Source organism: Haemophilus sputorum HK 2154 (assembly GCF_000287615.1).
Lineage (GTDB): Bacteria > Pseudomonadota > Gammaproteobacteria > Enterobacterales > Pasteurellaceae > Haemophilus_A > Haemophilus_A sputorum.
In genome coordinates, this window is the sequence record NZ_ALJP01000014.1 from 1 (window position 1) to 2,341 (window position 2,341).

Genomic DNA, 2,341 nt, shown 5'->3' on the forward strand with positions numbered 1-2,341 from the left:
TTTCGGTGTTTGAAGGTTTGTATGAGGCGATTTTACGCCATCAAGCCCTCTTTCCCGAAATGCTTTTAGCCAATAAATGACGAGAGCATGGGAAATTTGATGAAGTTTAGCCACCTCACGGATACCATAATCCTGTTCGGTGACGAGTTTGATAATTTTCAAACGAAATTGATAAGGGTAGGACATAATCTGCACCTCAAAGTAGGTGTCCAGATTTTTGGGTGCAGATCAGCGCGAATGGAACTTAAAATTTAGATTCAAGAAAAATATTTTTTATACTTCTATTTTGGTGAAAATTATAGTCATAATCTGACAAATATTGATAGTGATGTTGAATTGTAAAATATGGTTATCTTTGTGATAAGAAAAAATAACTCATAGATGTCACTATTAAATCAAACTAAAGTAAATATGGGTATTTATATGAAAAAAAATATTTTACTCTCAGCGTTTCTTGCATGTACGAGTATGTCTATTTGGGCACAGTCATTGAACGATAGTTCATCACCTTCAGTAAATAAGGCTCACTCGAATGTTGAACATTCCGTAAATTTATTTGCAACGAATAGTCAAAGTACTAATAACAGCGCTAGTTCTAACGTTGCTGACAATGGCGTAAGTATTATTGAAGCGAAAGGGTGGTTAGAAAGTGTTTATGTTAAGTGGATGCCTTTAGAAGGAGTAGATTCCTATCGTGTTTATATCAAAGGTGGACAATATACGGATTACATACCTATTGATGCTGAATTGATACGTGCATATAGTGGATATATGAGAGCAGATATTCCAGGACTTAAGGCGGGTAGCTATTCATTGAAAGTGGTGGCGATAAAAGGAGGAGCTGAAACCTTATTTAGTGAAATAACAGCTCTACAAGTGAAAAATTACAGTCGAGAAGGTTTTGCCCATAAAGGCTTCTCTGGCGTTGGTGCTTATAACGATGACGGCTCGCTGAAATCCAATGCGGTAGTTATTTATGTGAATAAAGACAATGCGAAGACTGTCACTGCTCATTTAGGTAATGGCTCCTTTACTGGACTTCAATCTATTCTCAATGCTTATCAGAAAGGTAATATTACTACGCCATTGGTAGTGAGAGTTCTGGGTTTAATAAAAAATGGCGATACAGATACCTTTGGAAGTAGCTCTGAAGGCATTCAAATTAAAGGAAAGAAAGCTGATAGCGAAATGAACATTACCATCGAAGGTATTGGAGAAGACGCTACTGTCTATGGTTTTGGGTTCTTAGTCAGAAATGCTAAGAGTGTCGAGTTTCGCAATTTAGGAATTATGCGAGCGATGGATGATGGCATATCACTTGATACTGATAATTCTAATATTTGGATTCACCATATTGATGTCTTTTATGGCAAATCTGGAGGTGGTGATCATGCGAAAGGTGATGGCGCCATTGATGTGAAGACAAATTCTAAATTCGTTACAATTGATCATTGTCATTTCTGGGATACAGGAAAAACAAGTATGGCTGGAATGAAGAGTGAGTCTGGACCGAATTACATTACCTATCATCATAATTGGTTTGACCACAGTGATTCTCGTCATGCTCGAGTTCGCACAATGAGTGTACATATGTGGAACAATTTCTATGATGGTTGTGCTAAGTATGGTATTGGTGCAACGATGGGATCGAGCGTATTTTCTGAAAATAACTATTTCCGGGCAACGAAAGAGCCTATTTTGATTTCTCGACAAGGTAATGATGCAAATGGTGCAGGTAAATTCTCTGGTGAAGCAGGCGGCATGATAAAAGAATATGGAAGTATTTTTGCAGAGAAGGGAACAGCAGAAAGTTATTCTCCAATTACCTATGCAGCTAACAATAAAAGCTTTGATTTCTTCCAAGCAACTTCTCGTGATGAGAAAGTACCATCTTCGGTAGTATCACTCAACGGAGGTAATACTTATAACAATTTTGATACGACTTCATCGTTAATGTATTCCTATACACCAGATGCAACATCTATGGTGCCTGAACGTGTAACAGGTTATTATGGTGCTGGTCGTCTTAATCATGGTTCGTTAAAATTTAAGTTTGATAATGCGGTAGAAGATAATAACTCGGCACCAATTCCTGCATTAGAAGCGTTAATAGATAATTATATTGGGAAATAATTGAGCTATCTTATTCCATAAGCCTAATTAACGTTAATTACATATAAAAAGTGATCTGCCCCCCAAAAGTTGGACAGGTTAGTTAACTTAAATATTGAGCTCGGTATTGCACTGGGCTCAATCCTTTGAAAGCAAGTTTAATTCGTTTTTGGTTGTAATACACTAAATATTCTTCAATTTCAGCCTGTAATTCAGCAATTGAATGATA

Annotated in this window: 3 protein-coding genes; 1 reads left to right on the top strand and 2 read right to left on the bottom strand. The window is 36.8% G+C overall.

All coding sequences use genetic code 11. The features are described 5' to 3' along the window. On the bottom strand, positions 1–186 hold a 186-nt coding region (locus HMPREF1128_RS07515), incomplete at its 3' end, for a helix-turn-helix domain-containing protein (RefSeq protein WP_007525982.1). A gap of 237 nt (positions 187–423) precedes the next feature. Between HMPREF1128_RS07515 and HMPREF1128_RS07520 the strand changes: the two genes are divergently transcribed. Next, positions 424–2,133, top strand: coding sequence for a pectate lyase family protein (locus tag HMPREF1128_RS07520; protein WP_035530388.1), 1,710 nt, complete (start codon positions 424–426; stop codon positions 2,131–2,133). An 82-nt stretch (positions 2,134–2,215) separates the two neighbouring features. Here HMPREF1128_RS07520 and HMPREF1128_RS07525 read toward each other — a convergent pair whose 3' ends face one another. Next, positions 2,216–2,332 carry an IS3 family transposase gene (locus HMPREF1128_RS07525; RefSeq protein WP_080565535.1) on the bottom strand — a complete coding sequence of 39 codons (117 nt, stop codon included), beginning with the start codon at positions 2,330–2,332 and terminating at the stop codon, positions 2,216–2,218. Positions 2,333–2,341 lie beyond the last annotated feature (9 nt).